18 protein-coding genes and 1 riboswitch are annotated in these 24,773 nt (G+C 39.2%); of the genes, 7 read left to right on the top strand and 11 right to left on the bottom strand.

Going from position 1 to position 24,773, the window contains the following annotated elements; genetic code table 11:
* Both BGP15_RS20320 and BGP15_RS20315 read right to left on the bottom strand, forming a co-directional pair.
* Nucleotides 1-1,248 carry a glycoside hydrolase family 88 protein gene (locus BGP15_RS20320; RefSeq protein ID WP_286770640.1) on the bottom strand — a complete coding sequence of 416 codons (1,248 nt, stop codon included), beginning with the start codon at nt 1,246-1,248 and terminating at the stop codon, nt 1-3.
* A 149-nt stretch (nt 1,249-1,397) separates the two neighbouring features.
* Nucleotides 1,398-3,542 (bottom strand): glycosyl hydrolase family 95 catalytic domain-containing protein, encoded by a 2,145-nt coding sequence (locus BGP15_RS20315; RefSeq protein ID WP_286770639.1) that lies wholly within the window; start codon nt 3,540-3,542, stop codon nt 1,398-1,400.
* A 383-nt stretch (nt 3,543-3,925) separates the two neighbouring features.
* On the opposite strand from BGP15_RS20315, the gene BGP15_RS20310 reads away from it, so the two are divergent.
* The 3 genes from BGP15_RS20310 (at nt 3,926) to BGP15_RS20300 (ending at nt 10,010) form a co-directional block, all read left to right on the top strand.
* Nucleotides 3,926-5,194 carry a Gfo/Idh/MocA family oxidoreductase gene (locus BGP15_RS20310; protein ID WP_046674856.1) on the top strand — a complete coding sequence of 423 codons (1,269 nt, stop codon included), beginning with the start codon at nt 3,926-3,928 and terminating at the stop codon, nt 5,192-5,194.
* 12 nt (nt 5,195-5,206) lie between these two features.
* Nucleotides 5,207-8,608: a 3-keto-alpha-glucoside-1,2-lyase-like domain-containing protein gene (locus BGP15_RS20305; protein WP_286770638.1), complete on the top strand. Its 3,402-nt coding sequence runs from the start codon at nt 5,207-5,209 to the stop codon at nt 8,606-8,608.
* A 151-nt stretch (nt 8,609-8,759) separates the two neighbouring features.
* Nucleotides 8,760-10,010: an ROK family transcriptional regulator gene (locus BGP15_RS20300; RefSeq protein WP_046674854.1), complete on the top strand. Its 1,251-nt coding sequence runs from the start codon at nt 8,760-8,762 to the stop codon at nt 10,008-10,010.
* On the opposite strand, the gene BGP15_RS20295 is transcribed toward BGP15_RS20300, so the two are convergent.
* From BGP15_RS20295 to BGP15_RS20260, 8 genes are all read right to left on the bottom strand, one after another.
* The gene (locus BGP15_RS20295) at nt 10,007-10,366 is read right to left on the bottom strand and encodes a CoA-binding protein (protein ID WP_046674853.1); all 360 of its coding nucleotides are present in this window, start codon (nt 10,364-10,366) and stop codon (nt 10,007-10,009) included. The genes BGP15_RS20300 and BGP15_RS20295 overlap by 4 nt on opposite strands.
* Nucleotides 10,367-10,490: 124 nt before the next feature.
* On the bottom strand, nt 10,491-11,681 hold the full coding sequence (locus BGP15_RS20290) for a serine hydrolase domain-containing protein (RefSeq protein WP_046674852.1): 1,191 nt from the start codon (nt 11,679-11,681) through the stop codon (nt 10,491-10,493).
* A gap of 382 nt (nt 11,682-12,063) precedes the next feature.
* Nucleotides 12,064-13,695: a dihydrolipoyl dehydrogenase family protein gene (locus BGP15_RS20285; protein ID WP_286770637.1), complete on the bottom strand. Its 1,632-nt coding sequence runs from the start codon at nt 13,693-13,695 to the stop codon at nt 12,064-12,066.
* 29 nt (nt 13,696-13,724) lie between these two features.
* The gene (gene pdhA / locus BGP15_RS20280) at nt 13,725-14,720 is read right to left on the bottom strand and encodes a pyruvate dehydrogenase (acetyl-transferring) E1 component subunit alpha (RefSeq protein ID WP_046674850.1); all 996 of its coding nucleotides are present in this window, start codon (nt 14,718-14,720) and stop codon (nt 13,725-13,727) included.
* Between the two features lie 243 nt (nt 14,721-14,963).
* Nucleotides 14,964-16,346, bottom strand: a complete 1,383-nt coding sequence (gene hisS, locus BGP15_RS20275; protein WP_286770636.1) for a histidine--tRNA ligase — start codon at nt 16,344-16,346, stop codon at nt 14,964-14,966.
* Nucleotides 16,347-16,370: 24 nt separating this feature from the next.
* Nucleotides 16,371-17,111, bottom strand: a complete 741-nt coding sequence (gene rnc / locus BGP15_RS20270) for a ribonuclease III (RefSeq protein WP_286770635.1) — start codon at nt 17,109-17,111, stop codon at nt 16,371-16,373.
* An 84-nt stretch (nt 17,112-17,195) separates the two neighbouring features.
* Nucleotides 17,196-18,449 (bottom strand): beta-ketoacyl-ACP synthase II, encoded by a 1,254-nt coding sequence (gene fabF / locus BGP15_RS20265; protein ID WP_046674847.1) that lies wholly within the window; start codon nt 18,447-18,449, stop codon nt 17,196-17,198.
* A 27-nt stretch (nt 18,450-18,476) separates the two neighbouring features.
* Entirely contained in the window at nt 18,477-18,713 is a 237-nt protein-coding gene (locus BGP15_RS20260) for an acyl carrier protein (protein ID WP_028070665.1), read from the bottom strand.
* A 287-nt stretch (nt 18,714-19,000) separates the two neighbouring features.
* On the opposite strand from BGP15_RS20260, the gene BGP15_RS20255 reads away from it, so the two are divergent.
* Both BGP15_RS20255 and pyk read left to right on the top strand, forming a co-directional pair.
* Nucleotides 19,001-19,495, top strand: coding sequence for an IPExxxVDY family protein (locus BGP15_RS20255; protein WP_236560104.1), 495 nt, complete (start codon nt 19,001-19,003; stop codon nt 19,493-19,495).
* Nucleotides 19,496-19,629: 134 nt separating this feature from the next.
* Nucleotides 19,630-21,057, top strand: coding sequence for a pyruvate kinase (gene pyk / locus BGP15_RS20250; RefSeq protein WP_070561569.1), 1,428 nt, complete (start codon nt 19,630-19,632; stop codon nt 21,055-21,057).
* 47 nt (nt 21,058-21,104) lie between these two features.
* Here pyk and BGP15_RS20245 read toward each other — a convergent pair whose 3' ends face one another.
* Complete coding sequence (locus tag BGP15_RS20245; RefSeq protein ID WP_286770634.1) at nt 21,105-21,434, bottom strand: hypothetical protein; 330 nt, start codon at nt 21,432-21,434, stop codon at nt 21,105-21,107.
* Between the two features lie 374 nt (nt 21,435-21,808).
* Here BGP15_RS20245 and BGP15_RS20240 point away from each other — a divergent pair, with 374 nt between their 5' ends.
* Both BGP15_RS20240 and BGP15_RS20235 read left to right on the top strand, forming a co-directional pair.
* Entirely contained in the window at nt 21,809-23,641 is a 1,833-nt protein-coding gene (locus tag BGP15_RS20240; protein ID WP_115047017.1) for a sensor histidine kinase, read from the top strand.
* Nucleotides 23,642-23,743: 102 nt separating this feature from the next.
* Complete coding sequence (locus tag BGP15_RS20235; RefSeq protein WP_172840643.1) at nt 23,744-24,433, top strand: response regulator transcription factor; 690 nt, start codon at nt 23,744-23,746, stop codon at nt 24,431-24,433.
* 184 nt (nt 24,434-24,617) lie between these two features.
* Nucleotides 24,618-24,721, top strand: a riboswitch (SAM riboswitch).
* The last annotated feature ends 52 nt before the right edge of the window (nt 24,722-24,773 follow it).

Below are 24,773 nucleotides of genomic sequence, written 5' to 3'. Positions count from 1 at the left end.
CTATTTAGCGATCTCTTTGATCATTGGCTCTCCTGACAATAGGCGTTGATAACGCACCAAGGCTTCAACATAGTAATAATCTGCATAAGTCAAAGGCACATCGATTTCGGAATTCAATGGCAACGCTCCAACACTATGTTGTAAAATGTAACCGCCATTTTGACCATAAGGAGCAAGATAAGGCGCCTTCGACAGGTTTTTAAGAATAATTTCTGCTTTGTTAAAATAGTTCACAGCCTCACTTCCCTTTGTGTATTGCGAAAGTTCTAATAAAGCCGATGCATACAATGCCGCTGCCGACACATCCCGAAGGTCCTTATTTGGATACATTTTGTCCGACTGCGCAATTTTATCTTTATCAAAATCCCAGTAAGGAACCAGATCAGCAGGCATATTTGGGTTACTTAAGATATATTTTGCGATTTGCTGTGCCTGCTTCAAAAATTCTTTCTTCTTGGTTTCGCGATACATCATCGTATAACCATAGAGTGCCCATCCCTGCCCTCTTGACCATGCCGATTCATCAAATGCACCCTGATGTGTTTTTTTTCCAATAGCCTTACCAGTCTTCTTATCATAATCGATCACATGGTAGGAACTATAATCTTTTCTGAAGTGATTTTTCAAGGTTGTTTCGGCATGAGCTACCGCAATATCATAGAATTTTTTATCTCCAGTCATTTTAGATACCTGTGTCAAAAATTCCAAATTCATCATGTTATCAATGATTACTGGATATTGCCATGTTCCGTGATCCCAAGAACGGATTGTCCTGGTAACGGGACTATAGCGAGATGCTAGGGAATTCGCACCAGTGCTGAGTATTGGCTCATACTTTTCCGTATCGCCCGTGAGACGAAGTGCATTTCCAAAACTACAGAATAACATAAATCCTAAGTCATGCGTACCCTTGTTGTTCTTTTCTTTCTCCAGATACGTCAATTTATCAGTTGCTTTCTTTAATAATCCCTCATCTTTGGTGCCTTCATATAAATACAGCAATGTCCCCGGATAGAAGCCCGAACACCACCAACTGGATGAAGAAAATACCTCTTTCCCATTTTCGAAAGTTTTTGGAAACTTTTCTGCCGGCGTTTCATTCGCCAGGACTTTTATTTGCTTTGCTGCAGCATCTAACTGTTGCTGAATGAACTCTTTGGATAGATTCGGTTTTGCTGTTTGGGCCTGAACGACAGTCGAAGTGCCCAAAACGGCCAATAATAACACAGAAAGTTGTTTTAATTTCATTATTTTTTATTCGTTTATTTTTATTTGGTCAGCGCATGAGCGCGTCAATTTATATTTAATAATCAGCTCTTTTCTCCATTTTAATATGGAGCGTGGGTTCAAAGCATCTGCCTATCCAGCTTTTCCTGTCTTCCTTTCTCTAAGCTCGGTTATCCATGTGCGTTGATCAAAGCGACTGCTCCCTTATCAAGCTTCAGATCAATTATTCCGTCTTTCCTTATATCAAACGTACCTTTTCCTTGTATCTTTACCTCTGGTATTCCGATATCGGATTTTAAACGTAGACGACCTCCATATTGACTTTTGATCCGGATGTTGGCCGTTTTTCCATTTTTCCGTTCTGCTGACACGAGATTTCCACCATCTGTCAAAAAATTAGTAAAGGAAACATCCTTCCATTTATGAGGAATAGCAGGAAACACGCGTAATACACCATCCCAATACTGCATACACAATTCTTGAATACTGGCCATCGCTGCCAGTGGGGTTTCTATCACCGGACCGCTTTCAGCATATAGTGTATTGGCTTTAATATATTTCTGCAATAGCACATCCAGCGAAGCCAAAGCCGAGTCTCCTCTTCCCATCATGGCATACATAGAGGCAGCCCCCGTAAATGAATAGCCCTGCAACAATTGCTTTTTGCTCTGCCAATGTGCAATAGAGCGCTCAATAAGTGCTTGATTATTTACCTGATCCCAGTTTATATCGTAAAAAGGATAAATCATCATGAGATGCGAATAATGACGATGCGACTCACCATAGGGAAGGTCTCTTGCGATCATAAAGCCATCGGCATCTTGTGGATAATCAATCAAGTTGGCTAACACGTCTTTCCAGACCGCATAAAGTTTATCCTTACCGCCCCTTTCTTGATCCAGCTCTATAAGTGTCTTGAGCCCCCATCTTAAAATGGAAAGGTCATAATTTGTATCATAAGCGTAGCCCTTAGGATACTCCGGTGAATAGGTTTTTACCCCGATATGGTATTTCCCCTGTTGATCCTTTTCCAATAAGTGCAAATGATAATTTATCGCTTCCTTCAGTAGCTGGAACAAGCGATCATATACTTCCTGCGAAAGGGTCGCTCGATAATACTGATAATAACTATGCAGAAGCCAAACGAGATTTCCCAATTCTTTTTCTCCATCGGAAGCGCCTTCCAGCGCAACATTTTTTGCCAGAAGAACCGGACTCCATAGACTTGGTCCCGAGGAGCGACCTACAGCCAAACTGTTATAGCGATAAGGTTCGGGAACATTTTGTCTTAGCTTATCTTTATTTCGATCAATCATCTGGATCAGCGAGTTTGCAATACCGAGCTGGTTGGCTTTGAAAACTGGTGAATAAGCAAGTTGCATATTGAGATTAAGCCAGTAAGCTGGCCAAGGAGTTGGACTCGTCCATGGCCCCTGTAAATCCATGGCGGGTTTATCTGACCTTGTTGCACTGGCAAGCTTATACAGTTGCATATCATAAAACCGCTGATAAACCGTATCTGGCAGCTCCAGTGTAGATGCTTTAAAATAGTTTGTCCACCACTTGCGATGGGATGCCAGTCCTCTCGTTAACTGTTGAGCATTAAAATTCCGAACATAATGAATCGCCTTTTTGACATAAGCGGTCCCATGCTGGCTATAATCTACAGTAATTAAATAGGTATCCACTTCTTTATCAGATTTGCTCCAATAAGCCGTTACATACCCTCCCCCCGCTAAAAGAGGCTGGTCAAAATATTTAATTCCGCCTTGTGTACCAAAACTGCCTTTTGGATTTGCTGGATAGTTTTTCGGTTTTTGCGTATAGCTGAATCCCATCCTTGGGCTGATGGCTTCGTCGGGTTTCCATGTAAGCTGGTAATTCCCGTTAAAATCTTTTTTAAATACCTCCAGCAAGATAATATTGTCATTCGACAAGGTGGTTGTCCGAATTCTCATTATGCCCTTATCCGTGCTGACTTTCGCCTCTGCATAAGCATCTTTTAAATAAATTTCTCCTTGTGCCTGTACAATCGAGCTTTCAAATTCCATTTCAAAATGACCTAACGACATACGCGCCTGATCAAACAATTTATCGGCCGAATTCGCGCGATGATCATAAACATCAGTTCGCCCAATATCAACGCGCATTGAATTCTTGCCGGCTAAGTAAGTCATCGTTCCCAGTAGACCATTCCCGGTAAATACACCTTCATAAATGGTATGACCCAATGTGGGAATTCTAAATTGTGCTGAACCAGAAATTGACTGGAATAGCGCGCAAATGAGAAAAAATAGTATTCTTAGATTCATCATTAGGATTTAATGCTATCAGAGCGACCATAAAGATGCTGGATTATTCGACTGAAATCAAGCCTCTTTTACGAAAACGATTGAGAAAAATTGATCGGTAGGGCTTTCCGAATCTATCCACAGGTCGGTTACCAAGCTGAAATGTAACAATTTAGCAGACAAAACAACAAAGCATAGGCAATAATGGGGTGGCTATATATGAAAGAAATGAATTCAGCAGCATTCTTTTGTTATTTTTTAATAAAACACAAATAAACAATACGTAAAATTTTAGTTATCAGTTTACATTTATCAGTTTTTTATCTATTTTTAAGATTAAATATCCAATGCCGTTATTTTTAACAGCCTAATAGTGGATCAATTATAAAACAACTAATCCAACCAAAATGAAAGAACAGAATTCATCAAGGCGTGATTTCATAAAAAAATCCGTGGTCGGTGCTGCGGCATTTTCTATTGTACCACGCTTTGTACTCGGAGGACAGGGCTATCTTGCTCCGAGCGACCATCTAACCAAAGGTGTAATTGGTGTCGGCAATATGGGGCGTGGACACTTTGGCTACGCCGGAACTAAAACAGTAGCTATTTGTGATGTGGACAAAACCCATCTGGCGGCAGCACAAGCAGACTTAGGCGGTGGTGTGAAGGAATACCATGACTTTAGGGAGTTGATTAAATCTCCGGAAGTAGATATCGTACATATTGCTACTCCGCCACATTGGCATGGACTGATGTCCATTGAAGCGGCAAAAGCAGGAAAAGATATCTGGTGTGAAAAACCGATGACACGCACTATCGGTGAAGGTAAAAAAGTGAAAGAAGCCATTGCACAGCATGGTAATATCTTTCGTTTAAATACCTGGTTTCGTTTTAAGGATGATTTTTATGGAATGAATGTTCCCGTAAGCAAAATCAAAAAATTAGTTGATACAGGGATGTTGGGTTGGCCTTTGAAAGTGACGATAAGCAAACATACGGGCTTTGACTGGAAATTTTATTGGGTAGGAAAGGAAAACCTACCGGAAGAGAAAGTACCAGCGGAACTTGACTACGATTTTTGGCTAGGCCCAGCACCATACAAACCTTATAATAAGCACCGTGTACATACGACCTTTAGAGGATATTGGGATTATGATGGCGGCGGCCTAGGAGATATGGGACAACACTATATGGATCCTGTTCAATACTTCTTAGGAAAAGACAACGAAAGTCCCGTTACTGTTGACGTTGATGCTCCGCAGCAACATCCGGATGCCGTGGGCACATGGAGACGAATTACATTTACCTATGCCGATGGTTGTCAGATCATTCTAGATGGTGAAGCGAAAGATGAAAAGGCAGCCTATATTGAAGGTCCAAAAGGTAAATTATATAGAGGGTTTCAATCAGATATACCAGATTTGGAAAGAAAACTTGCACAATATCCTGAACCAGCACCACAGATTACCGACTTCCTGGAATCTGTGCGCACAAGAGAAAAGTTTGCACTGAATGAAATCAATGGACACCGTTCTTGTACTTTGGTCAACATGGGATTAGCAGCATTGCGACTAAACAGATCATTAAAATACGACTCTCAAAACGAGCTATTTATTAATGATGACGCCGCAAATAGATTGATTCACCAACCAATGAGAGGCCCTTGGTCTATTTAAAAAGATATCCCAATGAAAAGAATATTCAATTCGCTGACTGTATTGCTTCTTATATCTAGTGCAACTTACGCTCAGCAACCACAAAATAGAACGACTGCAACCAAAATAGCAGACGTATTGGCACAGCAGCCTGCCGAAGAAAAAGAAAAATTTTTGCTTGCCATGCATGAGTTGGAAGGTTTTTCGTCTGACGACGTTGTCACTTTCCTCAAGGGACTTAAAGCACCGGGAAGCAATAATGCTCCGATAGAATTTGCAGCAAACAGCTATTCATTCTATGTAAATCAACCAGGTAAAGAACAGCAAAACAGAGTTTTTGTTGAAGGTTTGGCAAAATCCATCTCGCAATTGAGTGAACCAACAAATCAGGTCTTTGCCCTACGCCTATTACGTCAATGTGCAGATAATACCGCTATACCCGCTGTCGCAAATTGCTTGGCAAACGATTATCTTGCCGATGCTGCAGCGAGAACTCTGGTATCTATTCGTACCCCTGAGTCGACAGCAGCATTAGAAAAAGCTTTAGCTGCGTCAACGACAGAGAAAACTGCTATTGCCTTAGTTACTGCACTCGGAGATTTAAAGGATAAAAATGCTGAAAATGCTATTTTGGGATTGACCAAAAAATATAATTCGGACGGTTTTCAACGGACAGCATTAATCGCATTAAGCAAAATAGGTGGCACAGCTTCTGAATCGCTATTCCAGGAAAAACTAACTGCTGCAGGTTACAGCTACGACAAATTTGATGCGGTTGGTCTTGGTATCGACTATGCCCAAGCATTGATCGACAATAAGCATGATCAAGATGCAATCAAGTTTCTGAACAAATTTTTCCAAGAATCCCAAAAAGCCAAATCAATCAACGGTCAAATTGCATCGCTTAAATTATTGACAACTCTTGACCCGGCGAAACAACAAAAGAACTTATTAGCAGCAGTTAAGAGCGATAATGGTGCTTACCGTAACATTGCTTTACAATTACTCGGAAAATACGGAAAGGGCAGCGACGCAAAAAGCTTGCTTGCTTTAGCAAGCAAGGGTACGCCTGAAGTTCAAGAAAGTGTATTGAACTACTTAGCCCACAATGGTTCGGCAAGCAGTTTAAAACTAATCCAGGCGTTAGTAAATAAAACACAATCTCCAGTAACTAAATTAGCTGGATTAAGTGCACTAAATACACTATCACAGGGAAAAGAAACCAATACTTTAATCCAGGCTCTCAACACAGATCAACAGTTCAACAATTCGGTAAAAGCGTTGATCCTATCATCTAAAGATGCAAATGTTGTTACCGATGTCAACAATGCGCTCGCCACGGTAGATGACGACAAAAAGATTCAATTACTGGATATTTTAAGTAAACGTTCCAACAATGCATCATCCAAAGCTGTATTAGCAATAAAGAGTGCAAATCCTGCTGTCGAAGAAGCGATCAACAAAGCACTTCCCAATGTTGCCCAGGAATCGGATTTAGAAGAACTATTCAATAGGCTAAACAATACGACAGATAGTAAATCTGCCGTTCTATTGCAACGTGCCATTGTCAATGTGATTCAGTCAAGCACAAATTCAAAAGGATTAACAGAAAAACTAGCAGCTAATATAGCGAAATCAGCAGCGCCTAATACCGCTAAATATTTCCCTATTTTTGCTGGTCTTGGTGACGCACAGTCATTGAAAGCTGTAACTGCATACCTTAACAATAATAATACAAGTCTACGGTCAGCAGCAATTGAATCTTTGGCTGGCTGGTCTTCCTCCAACGCACTTCCAGAATTGGTATCTCTTTCCCGAACAGAAAAAGACGATAATCTGTTCAATACGGTATACCGGGGATTAATTAAATCAATTTCTTCTTCTTCGAATACGCCTGAACAGAAAACGTTGTTATTAAGAGATGCATTCAGCGTTGCCAAAACAGCAGATCAGAAAAAAGCAGCATTATCGGCGTTACAACCTACAGGAACATACCAGTCTTTAGTTTTTGCCGCCGACTTAATGAACGATGCACAACTGGGCGGAACTGCTGCCAATGTAGCAATGAACATTGCAATGGACAACAAGTTCTATGGAAAAAAGGTCAGAGAGGTTCTTGAACAGGTCATCGGTAAATTGTCGGGTAGTGAAAGTGGATACCTTAAAGAAGCCGTTGTTCGCTATCTCGCTGAAATGCCCATCAAAGAGGGTTACGTTTCGATGTTCAATGGTAAAGACCTAAGTGGCTGGAAAGGTTTGGTAGCGGATCCGATCAAACGTAGTAAGATGAACGAGAAAACTTTAGCAGCAGAACAAGCTAAAGCCGATGACATCATGCGCAAAGGCTGGACAGCATCCAATGGCGAAATTACCTTCAGTGGTAAAGGAGATAACCTGGCTACCGTAAAAAAATATGGCGATTTTGAAATGCTTGTAGATTGGAAATTGGAGAACTATGGTGGTATAGAAGGTGATGCCGGTATTTACTTGAGAGGAACTCCACAAGTACAAATTTGGGATATCGCGAATACAAGAGTCGGTGCCCAAGTTGGCTCTGGTGGATTATATAACAACCAGAAAAATGAAAGCAAACCATTGAAGGTTGCCGACAACGCTACTGGCGAATGGAATACGTTTAAAATCAAAATGGTAGACGATAAAGTCACGGTTTGGTTAAATGGACAATTAGTAACCGATAATATTCCTCTTGAAAACTATTGGGATAGAAACCAATCCATTTTCCCGACCGAACAAATTGAGTTACAAGCGCATGGTTCAGTTGTTTATTATAGAGATCTTTTTATCAAGGAATTCCCAAGAAAACAAATCTTTAAATTGAGCGATCAAGAGAAAAAAGAAGGTTTTGAAGTACTTTTTGATGGAACAAACCTCGACAAGTGGACAGAAAACCAAGCTTATGTCATCAATGACGAAGGTTATATCTGGGTGTATCCAAATGCAAAATTTGGTGGGAACCTTTATACAAAAGAAGAATATGCAGACTTCATTTATCGCTTCGACTTCAAATTAACCCCGGGTGCCAACAATGGTGTGGGAATACGGGCTCCTCTGGAGGGAGATGCCGCATATGAGGCGATGGAAATCCAGGTACTTGATGATGGTGCAGATGTTTATAAAGACTTGAAGCAATACCAATATCACGGTTCGATTTATGGTGTTGTTCCTGCCAAAAAAGGTCATTTGAAACCTGTAGGTGAATGGAACTCCGAGGAAATAGTCGTGAAAGGAAATCGTATCAAAGTTACACTAAATGGCGCTGTTATTGTTGATGCGGATATCGCCGAGGCAAGCAAAAACGGAACCTTGGATGGCAAACAACATCCTGGACTTAAACGAACCTCTGGTCATATCGGGTTCCTTGGACACGGTACCGAAGTATTCTTTAAAGATATTCGAGTAAAAAAACTCAAATAGTCTTAACTTATACGTAGAAAGGGGATAAGGAATCTTATCCCCTTTTTGCTAATTAGCCCACTTGTTTGTCAAGTGAGAAAAATAACCAAATGATTCCAAAACTTTTGCTAAATTAAAGCCCTGAGGATTCTATTTCAAAATATGATGTTTTATGACTAAAGCCGTAAACTTACTGATTAACAAAAAATTGGAGAGTAAACCTGAAAAGAAAAATCTGTTCAATAAAATCTCCATTATAAAATTAATAGCCGAATTAGGATCTGTATCGGTAAATGACATTGTAAAAAACCTCTATTTAAGCCTGCCTACGGTGAATAGCCTCATTGCTGAGTTGCTGGAAGATGATTTTATCCGTCAATTTGACAAAGGAGAATCTATTGGCGGACGTAAACCCAATTTATATAAGCTATGTGATGGATTGTTTCAGGTGCTTTCGATTGAGCTCCAACGTTTCTCTATCACTATGAGCATAATGGACAACAACCAGAACATTATTGCTGAAACTGTTGAGCTGGATAATGAATTATCTCGCAATGGAGAAAATCTAGCCGCTATCACACAAATCGTTGATCAATATCTTATCGATAAATCAGTTGATATCGAGAACCTAACAGGGATTATCATTGGTATGCCTGGGCTAATCAACGCTGAAGAAGGTACCAACGAGACTTTTTTACATGACGACAATCAATCCATAACAAATTATTTTGAGCGCATATATAAAAAACCAGTCTTCATTCTCAATGACGTCAAAGGCGCTGCTTATGCTGAATTGAAATTTGGATTGGCAAAAAACACAAAAAACAGTTTAATTATCCTAATGGATTGGGGGATTGGTTTAGGAATCGTGTCCAATGGCGAAGTCTATCTGGGACGTGATGGCTACTCCGGCGAAGTGGGACATATGCCCTTTATCGATAATGGCGAACTATGCTACTGTGGGAAAAGAGGTTGTTTGGAAACCGTAGCTTCCGGAATTGCTTTAGTCAACAATGCGAAACAGGAAATCCAGAAAGGAGAGCTGACTAAATTAAACGAATTGCAACCCGATGAATTACAACATTTAACACCAACGCATATTATTGAAGCTGCAAACAAAGGTGATCAATTTGCAATAAACCAGATTTCAAAACTAGGGACAAATCTAGGGAAAGCATTTGCATCCTTGATACAGCTCCTCAACCCCGAATTGATCGTATTGGGGGGGAAAATTGCAAAAGCAAATGAACTGATCACGATTCCGATACAGCAAGCCATCAATTCTTATACCATGGCAATATTGAAGGAACATTGTGACATAAAAGTGTCAAGCCTAAATCTCGACAGCAATACCGTGGGACTTACAAATTATTTTATCACGAAGTATCTGTCGGTTGAGTTGCTTCATAAATCCAAAATCTAAAACTGCCCTGTACTCAACAAAACAAGAGTGCAGGCTCTTTCTGTCTTAATACCATGCTCCATCGCGAGCTGTTCCAATGCTGAATTCTCTGCCCCTGGATTAAATATTATTCTTTTTGGCTTCGTCGCTAATATATAATCGTAATATTCTTTCTGATTAGGCTCGCTAAGATACATTGTCACCGTATCAATATCTGTATAGATCTCACCTTTCTTTTCAATGGCAACTCCAGCGGCTTCTCCTCCACTCAAGCCAATATTGACGATTGCATGCCCATGTTTATGAAGCATATTTGCCGCTTTATTCGAATAACGTGATGGATTGGTGCTAGCACCCAAAATCAATGTTTTTTTCATCCCTTTATATATCTTTTGTATTTACTTATTACACGCTCACTCAAGGCATTTAGATTATCTTCTCTGCATTCTAGTTTACGATAAAAAAGATAATCTAAATGCTCCGAGTAGCATCGCTCAGAAATTACTCATCGATGATAAAATCACCATGGGTGCTATAGGCATTTTTACGCAATACCGGCATTCCCATGATTTTATAAAGCTCATCCAATTTGACCAAGCTTCCATTGGTCATATTAGAAAGTAAAACAATAACAATGTTTCTTTTTAAATCTCTTACATAAATATGTCTAAAACCGTGCCACCAGCCTGTATGGTATACGATATGATCATTACCATGCTCAAAGGTACGCCAACCATAACCATAGCTAAAAATTCCCTTTTTGGCATCGGGATATCCTCGGTATGCTGAATCCAATGTTGACTGCTTTAACAATCGTCCATCTCTCAAAGCCAGATCAAAACGATAAAGGTCACGCACTGTACTATAAATTCCTTTGTCACCAAGCGGTCCATCCTGAAAATTTTGCACCACCGATCTTCGCCATACCTTATCATGCCCGATAACGTTGGTCGGAATTTTATCATACACGGCCTTAGAGAGTGCGGCTGTATTTGTCATTCCGGCAACATTGAATACGCTATCTTTCATATACGTCGCATAATCTTGCTTTGATATCTTTTCAATAATGGCCCCTAAGACCATAAAGTTCGAATTATTGTAAAAGAAACGGCCTCCTGGCGCACCATAGCGATTAGGCTTAAATTCGGTCAGCATTTTCATCACATCTTGATTTGTCATTCCTTTCTTGCGATCAGGCCAATGTTCCTCCGAAAAATAAACGTAATTAGGTAATCCCGAGCGGTGTGTCAATAACATTTTTATGGTAATACCAGGATAAGGAAAATCCGGATAGAAGTCATTGATCGTTTGATCGAGACGTAGCTTTCCTGCCTCCACTAACTTCAAAATTCCGACAGCTGTTAACGGTTTAGAAACTGAAGCGAGTTCAAATTTGTCATCTATTTTTAGACTATCCCGTTTTAAGTAATTGGCCCAGCCGAATGTATTCTGATATAAGATTTTCCCATCTTTAGCAACAAGAACGTTCCCATTGAATGCAGCTTTTGAATGAAGGTTTTTCATAAAAGCATCGATTTTCTGATCTGCATTATTTGGATTATAGACGAGTCTTGTGCTATCTACTTTTGCCTGCGCTATTGCTGCTTCCTTCTGTTTTTTCTCTTTTGAACTACAAGCCACTGTAGATACCATCAAAAGAGCGACCATTCCCTTTAAAAAAAATAATTTCACTATACTAAGTCTCCCGGATTTTTGTGTTTTATGTATTGTTTATCAATAAATACCTCCTATTTCCTTTGTTCTAAACAACATCAAATTATTGAAGCTCGTAATAGAAGGACCAGCCTACTGATAATAATGCTAAAATGAAGATTTTAGTATAAAAAAACGAATTTTTCACCACAATAATTGATATTCATCGGATATGTTACCTTTTTTATGTGCGCAGTCTCTTTCACTCTAGCAACGGACAACCTGGGCTTACTTCAAACAAATGGATAACGATGGAAAACTATAGGTAAAAAAACTTTTCCCTATCATAAGATTAACCAATTAAGGCCATAAAAAAAGCCACCTTATTACTAAAGTGGCTTTTAATTCCTCAACTAAAGGATTATGCTAATAATCTTACTGGATTTTCAACCAAAGATTTTAATGTTTGCAAAAATGCAGCTCCAGTTGCACCATCGACCACGCGGTGATCACAACCCAATGTCACTTTCATTACATTACCAGGAACTACAGCACCGTTTTTAACAACAGGAACTGCTTGAATAGCACCAACAGAAAGGATTGCTCCATCTGGTGAGTTGATAATGGATGTAAATTCGTCAATTCCAAACATACCTAAGTTGGACACTGTAAATGTAGATCCTTCCCAATCGGCAGGCTGTAATTTTTTAGCTTTCGCTTTTTGAGCGAAGTCTTTCACCTCTGCAGAGATATGCGACAATGATTTACCATCTGCAAAACGCACAACAGGGACTAATAAACCATCTTCAACAGCCATTGCAACACCAATGTTGGTATGCTCATTGAAACGGATTTTATCACCTTGCCATGAAGAGTTTACGGCAGGATGTTTTTTCAAGGCAACAGCAACAGCTTTTACAACGATATCATTGAAAGAAACTTTTACTGGAGCAACCTCATTAATCTGCGCACGAGCAGCCATTGCATTGTCCATGTCAATTGATACAGTCAAATAGAAGTGTGGAGCTGTAAACAATGACTCTGCTAGACGACGCGCAATAGTTTTACGCATTTGGTTAACTGGTTTTTCAGTATAACGCTCTTCACCAACAAATGTAGGTAAAGTGATTGCTTTTGCTTCTGTTGCAGGAGCGGCTGCAGCTTTTGTTTCCGCAGGTTGTGCAGCAACAGGAACAAATGATTCTACGTCTTTCTTCACAATACGGCCACCATCTGCGGAACCTTTGATATCACTTAAGTTGATACCTTTCTCCTGTGCAATTTTACGTGCTAAAGGAGAAGCTTTCACACGAGAATCATCGCTTGAAGTCGATGCTACCGGTGCGGCAGTTACAGCAGCAGCTGAGTCAGCTTTAGGAGCTTCAGCAGTTTCTGTCTTTGCTGGTGCAGATTTTTGATTTAACAAAGGTGTGATATCAGTTCCTGCAGGACCAACGATCGCGATGATGTCGTTAACCTTTGCCGCTTGTCCAGCTTCAAGGCCAACATATAATAAAGTACCATCAGCATAAGCTGTAACTTCCATTGTCGCTTTATCAGTTTCTACATCAGCAATAGCATCGTCAGATTTAATCGTATCACCAACTTTGAAGTTCCATTGCGCAATGACACCCTCTTTCATGGTATCACTTAACAAAGGCATTGTAATTACTGTACATCCCAATTCCTCAGGAGTTACAGTACTAGCCGAAGATTCTGGACCAGAAACTTCTTCTGCTTTTTTTTCTTCTGTTTTTTCCGGTGCTTTTTCAGCTGCAGGCGCATCACCGCTCAACAATGCTTGAAAATCTTCACCTGGCTCACCTAAAACAGCAATAACAGCATCAATAGCTACTGCTTCGCCTTCTTTAGGACCAATATATAAAAGAGTTCCTTCTTGGTAAGACTCAAAGTCCATCGTAGCTTTATCTGTTTCAATCTCAGCTACTAAATCACCAGAATTTACTTTATCACCAACTTTTTTGTGCCATTTCGCGATGACCCCTTCGGTCATTGTATCGCTCATTTTCGGCATTCTTACTACTTCAGCCATTCTTTATTATATTATCAAGTTAAAGAGTATTAATCTAAAATAAATGGATAGTCTTGTTGTACATATACATCTTTGTACAATTCATCTGCAGTTGGATAAGGAGATTCCTCAGCAAATTTTACAGACTCTTCAACGACCTTTTTCACATCAGCCTCAACCTCTGCAAACCAAGCGTCATCCGCATAGTTGTTTTCTAAAATAGCATGTTTAGTCGACAACAATGGATCACGGTCTTTATACGCTTCAAGCTCTTCTTTCGTACGATATTTAGCCGGATCAGACATTGAGTGTCCTTTGTAACGGTATGTACGAATTTCTAAGAACGTTGGACCTTCACCTGCACGAGCACGTTGAACAGCTTCGTCCATCGCATTGTGTACAGCAACAACATCCATTCCATCAACCGGAGCAGAAGGCATATCGAAACCTAAGCCCATTTTGTAAATATCCTGCATGTTCGTTGTACGTTGTACAGAAGTACCCATTGCATAACCGTTGTTTTCACATACGAAGATAACAGGGAGTTTCCACAACATCGCCATGTTCAATGTCTCATTGAATGCACCTTGACGCACAGCTCCATCACCCATATAACAGATATTTACATTATCTGTACCAAGATATTTTTCAGCAAATGCGATACCAGCACCTAAAGGAATCTGACCTCCAACAATACCATGGCCACCCATGAATTTGTGCTCTTTGGAGAAGAAGTGCATAGAACCTCCTTTACCTTTTGAACAACCAGTGATCTTTCCATATAATTCAGCCATACAAGCATTTGCAGAAACGCCTTTAGCCAAAGCGTGGGCGTGATCACGATAAGCAGTGATTAGAGAATCCTCAGGTTTGATTACTGACATCGTTCCAGCGACTACAGCCTCTTGTCCTATGTACAAGTGACAGAAACCACGAATCTTTTGTTGTCCGTAAAGTTGACCTGCTTTTTCTTCAAACTTACGCATAAGTAACATAGACTTATACCACTCCAAATATGTCTCTTTTGTTATAGGTGTTGAACTCATTTCAAAGTTTTGATTTTCTTACTATTCTAGACTACAAATCTAATAATTTTGGACGAATTTCCTTGCCCAAAAATCAATTTTATTTATACTTTAAGACACTTCTAAGACATTTGATTTAAAGTATATAGCATTTGATTACAAATAAATGAACGGCACAATCAAATAAATCAAAAACTTATGAAAATAAAAAAGCCAAAGGACTTAATAATCATTTGGCTTAATCTATTTTATGCAAACTGTTTGCTATCGAAGTTTTTGGATCAGCTCACTTTCAGTTACCCTTACCTGCTCCCCGCTTTCCATGTCCTTTAATGACAATTGCCCCGATGCAGCCTCCTCTTCACCGACTAATAACACGTAGGGAATACCCTTCCCATCCGCATAACCCATTTGTTTTTTCAATTTTACAGGAGATGCATAGAGTTCCGAAGCGATATTTTCCTTGCGAAGCTTGTTGAGTAAGCTCAGGGTATAACTTTCCAGCTGTTTGTCAAAATTGATGATCAGGAGCTTGGTAGAATCAGCTTTCCCAGCAGGAAATAAGTTCAACTCTTCCAGCACATCATAAATGCGGTCTGCACCAAAGGAAACGCCGACACCGGTCAGTCCCTTCAAACCAAACATTCCTGTAAGATCATCGTAGCGGCCACCTCCACCGATACTTCCCATGGCCACTTCATTCGTCTTGACCTCAAAGATACAGCCCGTATAATAATTGAGACCTCGAGCCAATGTAATATCTAGATCTATGATTTGATGAAGCAACTTTTCTTCAGCACCTAATTTAGCTACATAGTCAAACACTTCCTCAATCTCTGCAATGCCATTTAAACCGACAGAAGAAGTTGCTAAAATCGCTTTTAAGGAAGCAAGTTTCTCATCATTTGAGCCTTCCAATAAAATTATAGGTTTCAAAATAGCAAGATCTGCTTCTGTAAAACCTCTTTCCAACAGTTCTTTGTTGACACCTTCCAACCCGATTTTATCCAATTTATCGATCGCGACAGTCATGTCTACGATCAGCTCCGGTTTGCCGATGATTTCAGCAATACCCGAAAGAATTTTCCGGTTGTTGATTTTGATATTAAAATCTTTCAGTCCAAACCGTTCGAAGGCTTCTTGATAAATCAAAATAAACTCAGCTTCATTCAATAGACTTTCTGACCCGACAACGTCGACATCACATTGATAAAACTCGCGGTATCTTCCGCGCTGCGGACGATCTGCACGCCATACAGGTTGCACCTGAAAGCGCTTAAACGGTAAAGTAATATCATTTTGGTGCATCACAACATAGCGCGCAAAGGGCACCGTAAGATCATATCTTAGTGCTTTCTCTGTTATATGCGGAATGAGCTTATTGGAATTTTTATCGTGAAGCAGGCTGTCGGGCGCTTTTGTCAGGTAGTCACCCGAATTAAGAATCTTAAAGATCAATTTATCACCCTCGTCGCCGTATTTACCGGTGAGGGTCGTCAAATTTTCAAATGAAGGGGTCTGTATTTCATTATAGCCATATTTTCTGAATACCGTTTTCAGTGTATCGAAAATATAGTTGCGTTTGATCATTTCGGAAGGCGAAAAATCACGCGTTCCTTTTGCCAAAGAAGGTTTTACTACTGCCATATTTGGCAAAGTTAATAAAATCCTTTATTCTACTTCCAGAATTTTAAGGAATTCACAGGCTTTTTCGGCGGCAGATTTCTCGGCAGACTTCTTATTAAAATCACGGCCAAGTCCACAAACAATACCATCCACGACCGCTTCAATACTAAACATCTTAGAAGATTCCCCTTCCGGGTTGTCTGTTTGCCGAAATACAATCTCTTTGCCAGTATGTTGACACCACTCGATCAACCGACTTTTAAAGTTTGTTTCCGTCTGTTCCAATAGGTGAATATCGACGTGCGGTTTAATAATTCGATTCAACAAAAAGCTCTTGGTAAAAACATAGCCCCTATCTAGATAAACTGCCCCAATCAATGCCTCAAAAGCATCACCCAATAAAGATCCTTGTTTATTTGGAAAACTGATCATTCGCGCATCAAACTGGATAAGCTCATTAAACCCCAACTTTTTGGAAAGCTGGTTTAGATTTGCTCTACTGACAATTTTTGAGCGCATTTCAGTCAGGAACCCTTCGTCTTTATAAGGATATTTCTTAAATAACAGTTCAGCCACAACCGAACCCAAAACAGCATCACCTAAGAATTCTAAACGTTCGTTGCTATTTTTTGCGCCCTCTTTAATTGTAACGGCGACAGACTTGTGTCTAAACGCCATCTTGTACAGATGTACATTTCCGGGAACAAATCCTAGCAGGTTTTTTAGTTTTCTAACGTATTCCCGATCTGGCGAAAAATATAATTTATATATCCTTGCAAAAGGCATCTCTTCTAAAAATAAGGCGACAAGTCCTAGTTAAAGAACCTGTCGCTAGCTCATATTATCAAACCATGTTTGAAGGATCAAACATTAAGCTTTATATTTTTTCACAATAACGGTAGCATTATGCCCACCGAAACCGAATGTGTTGCTCAAAGCGGCATTAACGATACGTTTTTGCGCTTTGTTGAATGTAAAATTCAAGTTGTTATCAATTTCCGGATCGTCTGTAAAGTGATTGATTGTCGGAGGGACAATATCATTTTGAACAGCCAATATAGAAGCGATAGTTTCAATAGCCCCTGCAGCACCCAAAAGGTGCCCTGTCATTGATTTAGTTGAACTGATATTCAATTTATAAGCGTGTTCACCAAACAGGTCAACAATAGCCTTCGTTTCACTAATATCACCGACCGGTGTAGATGTTCCATGAACATTGATATAATCAATATCTGAAAAATCCATCTCTGCATCATTTACAGCCATTGTCATAGCCAGTTTTGCGCCCAATCCTTCAGGATGCGAGGCTGTGATGTGATGTGCATCTGCACTCATTCCACCCCCTGCAATCTCTGCATAGATTTTTGCTCCACGTGCTAAGGCATGCTCCAAACTTTCTAAGATCAATGCACCCGAACCCTCTCCCGAAACAAAACCGTCTCTGTCTTTATCAAAAGGACGTGATGCTGTTTTAGGATCATCATTCCGGGTTGACAACGCATGCATAGCATTGAACCCACCAATTCCAGCTTCATTGACTGTAGCTTCTGATCCACCTGTAACAATCACATCAGCTTTGCCCATACGAATATAGTTAAAAGCATCTATCATTGCATTGGTAGCCGAGGCACAAGCCGATACGGCAGAAAAGTTAGGGCCACGTAGACCATGACGCATTGAAATATGTCCTGGAGCAATATCAACGAGCATCTTAGGAATGAAGAAAGGATTGAAACGAGGTGTTCCATCTCCCTTTGCAAAGTTTGCAACTTCTTCAGTGAAAGTTGTTAAACCTCCAATTCCTGATCCCCAAATTACTCCGATACGATTTGTATCTAATTTTTCAAAATCTAAGCCAGCATCTTTAATTGCCTCATCTGTTGACGCAATTGCATACTGGACAAAAGGATCGACTTTACGAGCTTCCTTTCGATCCATAAATTCATGCGGATCAAACCCCTTTACCTCACATGCAAACTGAGTCTTGAATTTTGACGCATCAAAATGCGTAATAGGAGCAGCTCCGCTTACACCATTTATTAACGCCTCCCAGTAAGCTGAGACGGTATTACCAATTGGTGTAAGGGCGCCTAATCCTGTTACTACTACTCTTTTAAGCTCCATTTATTACGATTAGCCTAATTAAATTAGTTAGTTAACGTTTTTTTCTAAATAAGCGATTGCTTGACCAACAGTACCAATAGTCTCTGCTTGATCATCAGGAATAGCAACGTTGAATTCTTTTTCAAACTCCATGATCAACTCAACAGTGTCAAGTGAATCAGCACCTAAATCATTAGTGAATGAAGCTTCTGGTGTTACTTCGTTTTCGTCAACACCTAATTTTTCAACGATAATTGCTTTTACTCTTGAAGCGATATCTGACATGATTTTATAGTTTAATTGTTTAATAAATCTGTGCAAAGAAAAATAAATTTCATCAAAATTCAAACCTAAATTGATATTTAGATGAAAGTCACCATGTTAGGCGACCGAACTTATTCGCGTCTTATACTAGCTAACCCACTCTATATTAACTTAGTTCAAGTATAACAAAAAATATTTTGTATTCCAAACGCTCAGCTAATTAACTCAAATTTTACACAAAAAGTATATTCCTACCTCAAAATTATTAGTACCTTCGTTAGCAGAGGGACATATATTTAAACATTAAAGTGGTCAATAAGTTAGTAGCAAGATTGGATATGGACATGAATGAAGAGTTGGATTTTACCCTACTCGCCATCACCTGTTCGTTGAAAGATTACCGACTCTGCCATTTCATCAACAAGGAGACTAACCTGAATTTTTCCAGAGGAAAAGAAAGCAAGTACGACCATGATGGTCGACAAAAAAACAAAACCGAAGAAGAGCTTGAATATCACATTGTCTTTGATCCAAAGAAAAAAATAAGCTACCACTTCACTGCTTTTCATTACCTTATCGCCGATGCCGACACCGAATATTTCTTGATCAACAATAAGAGCATCGAAGGCACTTATTTAATCCCGGAAAACCCCCACTTCGATTTTTTTATCATCATCAAAAACTACATCTGTGAGGATGACGTGGAACATATTATCAAAAGGATCAACAAATTACCCGAAGTCGTCATTGCAAAAGAAATATCACCAAAAATATTGAAATCTAAAGAAAATCTCATATTTTAGCAAACTGTAGGTTAGTGTAGCAAATACACCCCAACTTAGATCTAAATTAATTCGATTTAGTTTTGACAAAACACAACAATATAGTAGGCTATTTGTTGTGATTAATGAAGAACATTTAAAATACAAAATAACAGATGGAAAAAGTTCAAAAAAGGACTAAAATTGTCGCAACATTAGGCCCTGCCTCGGCAGACAAACAAGTTTTGACCAACATGATTGCCAAAGGGGTTGATGTGTGCCGGTTGAATTTCTCTCATGGCAGCCAGGAAGATCACCTTAAGGTAATCGAAACTATAAATGCAATAAATAATGAAACAGGATTCAATGTTGCCATCTTAGCCGATTTACAAGGTCCAAAAATTAGGATCGGAAAAATGAAAGAAGGTGGAGCTATTCTCGTGAATGGTTCAAAAGTTGAAATTACAACACAAGAACTCATCGGAGACGAAAACAGAATCTACATTACATACGAAAACTTTCCAAACGATGTTGAAGCCAACGAAATCATTTTACTTGATGACGGAAAACTTCAACTTCGTGTTTTAGAGACCAATCATAAAGATACTGTTACCTGTGAAGTTGTACACGGAGGTGTCCTTACTTCACGTAAAGGCGTTAACTTACCGAACACCAAAGTATCTATCCCATCGTTGACGGAAGAAGATTTAGACAACTTGAATTTTGCCCTGGATCATGGTGCAGACTGGATCGCGATGTCTTTCGTACGTTCGGCAGAAGATATTTTTCAATGTAAAAAAATCATCGAGGCAAAAGGAAGCCATGCTCGTGTAATCGCAAAAGTTGAAAAACCGGAAGCGATTGAAAATATTGATGCCATTATCGAAGCTACAGATGCTGTTATGGTTGCTCGTGGTGACTTGGGCGTTGAGCTTCCAATGGAAGAGGTACCAGGACTTCAAAAGATCATCGTACAGAAATGTAGAGATCTTTCAAAACCGGTAATCATTGCGACACAGATGTTGGAAAGTATGATCACTACACCACGTCCTACACGTGCTGAAGTAAATGACGTAGCCAACTCCGTATTGGATGGAGCGGATGCTGTGATGTTAAGTGGCGAGACTTCAGTTGGTGAATTCCCTGAAATCGTTATCGAAACAATGAGCAAAATCATTATCCACGTGGAACAAACTTCTTATCCTTATTATAATGAGAAAGTTAGTGAAATCCACGACGGAACACTTATTCCGGACGCGATTTGCGCATCTTCGGTTTATCTTGCTCAAAAAACAAATGCATCTGCAATTGCGGTATTGACATCATCTGGTGCAACAGCGTTTGAAATTACAAGTTATAGACCAAATGTAGATATCTTAGTTTTCACAGGAACACAAAAATTGCTGAAACAACTCAGCCTACTTTGGGGAGTAAAAACTTTTATCTACGACAAGTTCGAAAGCACAGATGGATCTATTCATGATGTTAACAAATTTATTGTAAAAAATAACTACGTTAAACCTGGATCTATCATTATCAATACAGCTTCGACACCGTTAATCGAAAAAGGTAAAACAAATACAATCCGTGTTTCCCAGCTATAATGGACAATAAGGATTAAAGCAAAAAAAATAGCGTTCTATCTAGAACGCTATTTTTTTTGCTTGTTTGGATACAAGGAGTCGATTTTTAATTTAAAGTCCTTCACCTTTAGCGAATCATTCAAGCGCCTAAAAGGAAGATTGTTTTCTTTCTCATCACCTTTGGGCATTTTTTCCGTTCCTGGCATTGGGGCTAGACCGTCCACACGATTTGGCCTCTTAATGGGCATATGATACTTTTCATCTGAAGAATCCAATTTAAAGACAGGCATCTTTGATTCTTTTTCCTCCATTAAAGGAATCTGCGGTTTCACCTTTACTTGTCCTAAAGCAATGGTCCCTATGGAAGACAATACCAATAATAATACGTAGCTTTTCATCTTTATATAGTTATTAAAGAGCACTCATTGTACCAATGAACGCGTCATATTCGGCTTATTCACTTCTCCAGCAGTTAGACTCAACCGCGTAGATTAAAATTTGTCCACAGCGCAATTCAGCACATAATCCATTTCTATTCACTAATTTACAAAGAACAGCATCTATATTTAAACAGATTGCTGTTAAACATTGTTAAAACAGCTACAAAACACATTAGCATCTTTATATTTGTAACAATTTAAGAAAAAATGAGCTATCGCACCTTAAATGGCCGCTCACATGGCATAAGGGATGAATACGCAAATGGTAAATAAACTGAGCGCTATAAACTTTTTGATATATTCAAAATACATTTATTTAATACCCAATACTAATGAAGAAAAATAGCATTGTATTAATCATTGGACTGATGTCTCTCGCTCTAATTGGGGTATTGGCCATGCAATTCTATTTTCTGAGAGATTCTTATCGCCAAAAGTCTCAATTATTTGATGAGTCCGTCAATGCTGCGATTACAGCTGTTGCCGGTAAGCTTGAACGACGGGAGGTAGTTGACTTCGCTAAGGTTCAACAGGAGCGTAACATTGAAAAATCCAAGCAGGAACAGGCCAAACAACGTCTTTTGGCCGAGCAACTCGAAATACAGTATAGAATTGAAGAATTAAAAAACAAACAACATGTTGTTTTCTCAAACTTTAAAGAGCAAGAAGACCAATTACGTGCATTGTATCCAAATGTAATTGAAATCAAAAATTCATTCTACGAAACATACATCAAAAGACCGGAGTACCAGAAATTTATCAAATTTTCTGTTTCAAATGAGCTTACCGACGATAATTTGGTACAGGCTTTTATCATGTTAAATGCTTCAAAGGTAGATGATCAGATCAATGGGAAGGACGATAGCACGCGGTTTGTTATCCCCCTAATGGACCCACTGGTCAATCAACAAACAAAATTCCGGGTAGCCACATTACCTCCAAGAGAGAATGCGAAACTTGCGAAAACAATTTCTGATTTGGAAAAAAGATTGGATATCCTCAACAGAAAAAACGCGTGGAGTGGCTTTAATGTATATGATTCCGTTGCCATGCTGGGCGGCAAAAAAGCAGACTACATCGAAGATATTGCTATTGGAATGGAGCTTGCTAAACGTCCATTAAAGGATCGATTGAATGTGATCATCGTTCAAGAACTTATCAAAGAGGAGTTGGCTCAACGCGACATTAAAGCTCCTTTCAATATTGAAATATGGAGCACAAACAATATATTACTAAATAATATTTTAAACGAAGCCGCTTTAAATAACCCAACAAATACAACCAAATACTCAACGGCACTTTTTAAAGGTGATATCGGTGCTGCGCCAGGAAAATTAACCATCTATTTCCCCAATAAAAAGGCGATAATTGCCGATAATATGGGCTATCTGTTGCTGCCCATGCTGGCACTGCTTTTCTTGTTGGTGGGGTGTTTTGCTTATACACTGATTATCATCTTCAGACAAAAGAAAGTTTCGGAAATGAAGACGGATTTCATCAACAACATGACGCATGAGTTTAAAACACCTGTTGCAACAATTATGATTGCCAGTGAGTCACTTAAAGATCCAGACATCAATGCCGACCACAAGCGCGTTCAGAAATTGGCTAATATCATCTACGACGAAAATGTTAGACTCGGAAATCATATTGAACGTGTGCTCGATTTGGCAAGACTAGAAAAAGAAACGCTAAAACTCGACCAGGTAGAAGTATGCATCAATGATCTTGTTTCGGCAGTAACGGACAGTATGCAGCTACGGATGCAAAATATTGGCGGGAAATTCAGTATAGATCTTGCAGCGACCAAGGATGTTGTCGTTGGTGATGAGTTACATTTTTCCAATGTATTTTACAATCTTTTGGATAATGCCATCAAGTACAGCAAAGGAGATTTACATGTCAACATCAATTCAAAAAATGTTGGCGACACCATTGTTGTCACCATAGCCGACAATGGTATTGGGATGAGCCGGGATCACCTGCAAAAGATTTTCGACCAGTTTTACCGTATTCCAACTGGGAATGTTCATAATGTCAAAGGATTTGGCCTTGGCTTAAGTTATGTACAGGACATTCTGAGAAGGCTGAACGGAAAAATTACAGTTAAAAGTGAAAAAGATAAAGGCACGACCTTTGAAGTAATTTTGCCTATTAAAAAATAAAACGTTCCTTTTTTGTATATTTCCTCTTTAAAAAATTTCAAAGGTTGAGGAAGGCTGATTTATCAGCATCAAGGGACATTGGTGAAAATTAATATATTCATTATGCAAAAGATATTATTAGCAGAAGATGATCCTAATTTGGGGGATCTTTTAAAAGACTATCTCGAATTAAAGGGAAAATTTGACGTCACATTATGCACGGATGGAGATGAAGCGATTTCTCAATTCAAAAAAAATAACTACGACCTTTGTATTTTTGATGTCATGATGCCAAAAAAGGACGGATTTACAGTTGGACGTGAAATCAGAAAAACAAACAATACTGTTCCTATTATCTTTGCCACAGCAAAGGGGATGATGGAAGATAAGACCGAAGCCTTTGAGCTAGGAGGAGATGATTATATCACCAAGCCTTTTCGAGTGGAAGAATTATTGCTCCGCATCAATGCTTTGCTGAAACGCAGTGTTCGAGACAAAGAAGAAGAAGTGGTTGCGGATAAATTTGAAATTGGCGATTATTTCTTTGATTATACAAGTCAGCAGATTTCTTACAAAGGACAGATGCAAAAACTCTCCACGAAAGAAGCTGAACTACTCCGCTTGCTTTGCTTAAAGAAAAATGATGTGCTGACCCGGGAAGAAGCGTTGTTAAAAATATGGCATGATGATAACTATTTTACGGGTAGAAGTATGGATGTATTTCTCAGTAAACTTCGTAAATATCTAAAAGAAGATAGCAAAGTTGAAATTGTCAATGTGCACGGAAAAGGTTACAAACTTTTGGTCAGCTAAAAAAAGGGGAATGAAAAATATAGTCATTCCCCTTTTTATGCTACACACGTATTCAAGCGTGACTTACTCGAATTCGTGGATGAAAATAAAAGAACAAAACAATTTCATCCTTAGTAGAATATAAAAAATTGACGCACTTTTATAAAAAATTTGCATTTCAAAAAGAAATGTTCTAACTTAGCGTCGCTTATAGAGAAAGGCAGAGGGAATAGACCCGATGAAGCCTTAGCAACCTGTCCCTTGACAAGGTGCTAAATTCTACCCTACTTGATATGGGAATGATAAGCCGAAGTCACCAAATTCTAGTGTGTCCTTCTCTCTCTAGCAAGAAATATAGTTG

This window comes from Sphingobacterium sp. 40-24, from assembly GCF_001899705.1.
GTDB lineage: Bacteria > Bacteroidota > Bacteroidia > Sphingobacteriales > Sphingobacteriaceae > Sphingobacterium > Sphingobacterium multivorum.
Note: the sequence above shows the minus strand (reverse complement) of the source record. Positions and strands in the feature narration are given on the sequence as shown.

What these genes read in the sequence shown, in the direction of transcription:
- BGP15_RS20320 (WP_286770640.1), bottom strand. Translation starts at nt 1,248, where the DNA reads ATGAAATTAAAACAACTTTCTGTGTTATTATTGGCCGTTTTGGGCACT.
- BGP15_RS20315 (WP_286770639.1), bottom strand. Translation starts at nt 3,542, where the DNA reads ATGATGAATCTAAGAATACTATTTTTTCTCATTTGCGCGCTATTCCAG.
- BGP15_RS20310 (WP_046674856.1), top strand. Translation starts at nt 3,926, where the DNA reads ATGAAAGAACAGAATTCATCAAGGCGTGATTTCATAAAAAAATCCGTG.
- BGP15_RS20305 (WP_286770638.1), top strand. Translation starts at nt 5,207, where the DNA reads ATGAAAAGAATATTCAATTCGCTGACTGTATTGCTTCTTATATCTAGT.
- BGP15_RS20300 (WP_046674854.1), top strand. Translation starts at nt 8,760, where the DNA reads ATGACTAAAGCCGTAAACTTACTGATTAACAAAAAATTGGAGAGTAAA.
- BGP15_RS20295 (WP_046674853.1), bottom strand. Translation starts at nt 10,366, where the DNA reads ATGAAAAAAACATTGATTTTGGGTGCTAGCACCAATCCATCACGTTAT.
- BGP15_RS20285 (WP_286770637.1), bottom strand. Translation starts at nt 13,695, where the DNA reads ATGGCTGAAGTAGTAAGAATGCCGAAAATGAGCGATACAATGACCGAA.
- pdhA (WP_046674850.1), bottom strand. Translation starts at nt 14,720, where the DNA reads ATGAGTTCAACACCTATAACAAAAGAGACATATTTGGAGTGGTATAAG.
- hisS (WP_286770636.1), bottom strand. Translation starts at nt 16,346, where the DNA reads ATGGCAGTAGTAAAACCTTCTTTGGCAAAAGGAACGCGTGATTTTTCG.
- rnc (WP_286770635.1), bottom strand. Translation starts at nt 17,111, where the DNA reads ATGCCTTTTGCAAGGATATATAAATTATATTTTTCGCCAGATCGGGAA.
- fabF (WP_046674847.1), bottom strand. Translation starts at nt 18,449, where the DNA reads ATGGAGCTTAAAAGAGTAGTAGTAACAGGATTAGGCGCCCTTACACCA.
- BGP15_RS20260 (WP_028070665.1), bottom strand. Translation starts at nt 18,713, where the DNA reads ATGTCAGATATCGCTTCAAGAGTAAAAGCAATTATCGTTGAAAAATTA.
- pyk (WP_070561569.1), top strand. Translation starts at nt 19,630, where the DNA reads ATGGAAAAAGTTCAAAAAAGGACTAAAATTGTCGCAACATTAGGCCCT.
- BGP15_RS20245 (WP_286770634.1), bottom strand. Translation starts at nt 21,434, where the DNA reads ATGAAAAGCTACGTATTATTATTGGTATTGTCTTCCATAGGGACCATT.
- BGP15_RS20240 (WP_115047017.1), top strand. Translation starts at nt 21,809, where the DNA reads ATGAAGAAAAATAGCATTGTATTAATCATTGGACTGATGTCTCTCGCT.
- BGP15_RS20235 (WP_172840643.1), top strand. Translation starts at nt 23,744, where the DNA reads ATGCAAAAGATATTATTAGCAGAAGATGATCCTAATTTGGGGGATCTT.